Below are 2,494 nucleotides of genomic sequence, written 5' to 3'. Positions count from 1 at the left end.
TGGGAGGGTCATCACCAGCGGCGAACGAGCAAGGTCATCCTCGCCCGAACGGGTTGAACACAATCAATGTCGGTGGGCCGTGCGACGATGTGTGTCGCACACCCAGATCGGGAGGACTGGATGGAGAATCTGTGGGCGGTTGGGATGATGTCCGAGAGTGCCTGTGGCCTAGCCAGTCGACCTCGGCTGAACTCTCGGGACAGATGTCGAGCTTGAGTCGGATCGACGCCTTTGCCCCTAATTCCTTTTCGGCTGTCACGACCTGCTTCCAAGACTTGCGCATGCAATCGGAAGTCAATCAGAACCAGCGCGCTAACGTTGAGTCGTCTCCCGTAGACCGATCGGAGTAACAGTGCAGTACACCGGGTTCGCGTTCCGTCAGAACGACAACGCTCCGCTGCAAATTTCGCTCGTAATAGCTACCAGCGTCCTGGACGATTGGGCCCGTGTGCCCACTCGTCTATCTAACAGGCCCCAGGGGTTCCAGCGTGCCGCCGTGAAGGGCCATGTCGCTGAGATTGAGCGTTTCTTTCAGCACGACCCAAGCAACACGAACGCGAGTCCGACGAGCATCCTGGTTGGCCTAGCTCCGGAGGCACAGAGTCGCGTCTCGCTGGTGCGCCCGGATTCGGGTGAGCCGATCGATCCCGCCTCGGTGGGTACCATGCCGGTGCACTGCCTTCTTGAGCTGGAATTCGATCCCTGGGAACCGGACGAGGATTTTGGGCTTGTGGAGCAGATCCGCGCACTCGCCGAGGTCGTCGAGGCAACGACTGCATCGGCGGACGCAGAGTCTGAAACGCCAGACGTTGAAATCGAGGACGACGATTACTCTGCGGCGGGTGCTGAAGAACTGCTTGACGAGGATGATGACAGCGCTGATGACAGCGCTGAAGATGAAGTCGACTTCGGAACTGCCGAGACTACAGACTCGGACGATGCCGAGAAATCGGCTGCTGAAGCACTGCACCTATTTTCTTACGATGAACTTCGCAAACTGCTCGCATCGAAGGCCTACGAAAGCTGGGACGAAGGCGACCTAGTGCGACTCCGCGACCTTTTGGTTGATGAGCGAAAGCCGGGTCTTATTATCGACGGACAGCACCGTGTTGCAGCAACACGCAACATTGGCGAGGTTCCGTTCATGGTCTCGTTCCTTCCATTCGCTAATTGGGCTGAGTTGGCTTTCCAATTCATAGTAAATAACTCGTCGGCGAAGAAGGTTGATGAAAACTTGCTCTTCGCGATCGTTGGTCAGAGCCTGGAGCCTGAGCAACTGTCCGAGATTGAGGGACGATTGAATCGTTCTGGTATCAAGGTCAACCTGATTAAAGCTTCGATGCGGGTGCATCTTGAAGACAATCCATTTGCCGGCATGCTCAGGACAAACACGCCCGGCGAGAAGGGTTTCCTGGATGCAACTGCGATGCAGAAGAAAGTGATCGAACTTTGGTATGGCAGCAAGGGATCTTCTGGTACCCGTGCGACCTTGAAGAAGTTCCGCGCAATTGCCGATGACCCCGGCAGGTCGAAGGAATTTCGCATCGTGGATCTGTTCGGTGCGAACTGCGGCGCGACGACAGCGCGCGAAAAAGCCGAGGAGTGGCAGGACGGACTCTGGTTCGATTACTTCACTGCATTCTGGGACGCTGTTCGCGACCGGTATCAAAGTGACGGGCTCTGGCCTCAGAGTATTGAGGCTTGGCCGCCCGTCGGTGTCGGCACAGCAACCCCTGATCAACAGAATGTTCAGAATTTGATGGGCGCGACGATTTTGGGCATGCTCCAGATTGCCATTCTGCAGCGTTGGGCCGAACGTCGTGAAGATCGTGCTTTGGAAGATGGTGTGGACTTCAAAACGCTTGCGATATCGCCGGCGGAGTTCGGCGATCAGATTAGGAACATTCTTAAGCCTCTCTCGTCGGACTTCTTCCAGTCGTACATCCGGTCTGGTGCGGACGCGTCCAAGCAGGTCAAACAGTTGTTCATCCGCGCCCTGATGGACGTATTGACTAATAGGAAGACAGTCGCTCAGGTTCGGGCGAGTTCTGCGTCCTTCAGATCATGATTGCCCAACTCTGTCAGGTCCTTATGCGTCACCTGTCAATTCAAAATGGCAGTACGGGTCGAGTCGAGGAACTGTTGGGTGCCGCAGACGCGATTGGTCTTGATCGAGACAGGCTGGTTGAGCAGTTAGAGGACGTGCTCGAAGAACGGATTGCTCTCAGACTCATTACGCCTCCCAAATCGTATTCAAACTTTGGCCAGCGTCGACGTGCTGTTAGGAGTCGACTGGTGAAGTTGATCGATCCTGCTAAACTTCGGATCGATCTTGCTGAGGACGCAGAGTTGGTCGCCCTCGTTACCAAGATTCAAACAGCCGTCGACATGGCCTCAGATGTGCGGCGGCAAGGAATCTGAACCGTCCCGGGTTTCATGCACCCTCAGGTTTCTGTGATCCGGCCGGTCTACCGGTCACGAGTTGGGAATAGTA

The 2,494-nt window shown here is 55.8% G+C and carries 2 protein-coding genes; both read left to right on the top strand.

The window, feature by feature from the left end; translation table 11 throughout:
- The first annotated feature begins 496 nt into the window (after nt 1–496).
- Nucleotides 497–2,068, top strand: a complete 1,572-nt coding sequence (locus ACJH6J_RS30230) for a hypothetical protein (protein ID WP_406805022.1) — start codon at nt 497–499, stop codon at nt 2,066–2,068.
- A 227-nt stretch (nt 2,069–2,295) separates the two neighbouring features.
- Nucleotides 2,296–2,421 (top strand): hypothetical protein, encoded by a 126-nt coding sequence (locus ACJH6J_RS30225; protein ID WP_406805021.1) that lies wholly within the window; start codon nt 2,296–2,298, stop codon nt 2,419–2,421.
- Nucleotides 2,422–2,494: the final 73 nt, after the last annotated feature.

This window comes from Mycobacterium sp. SMC-18, assembly GCF_045310895.1.
GTDB lineage: Bacteria > Actinomycetota > Actinomycetes > Mycobacteriales > Mycobacteriaceae > Mycobacterium.
This window is presented reverse-complemented; position numbering and strand designations above follow the sequence as displayed.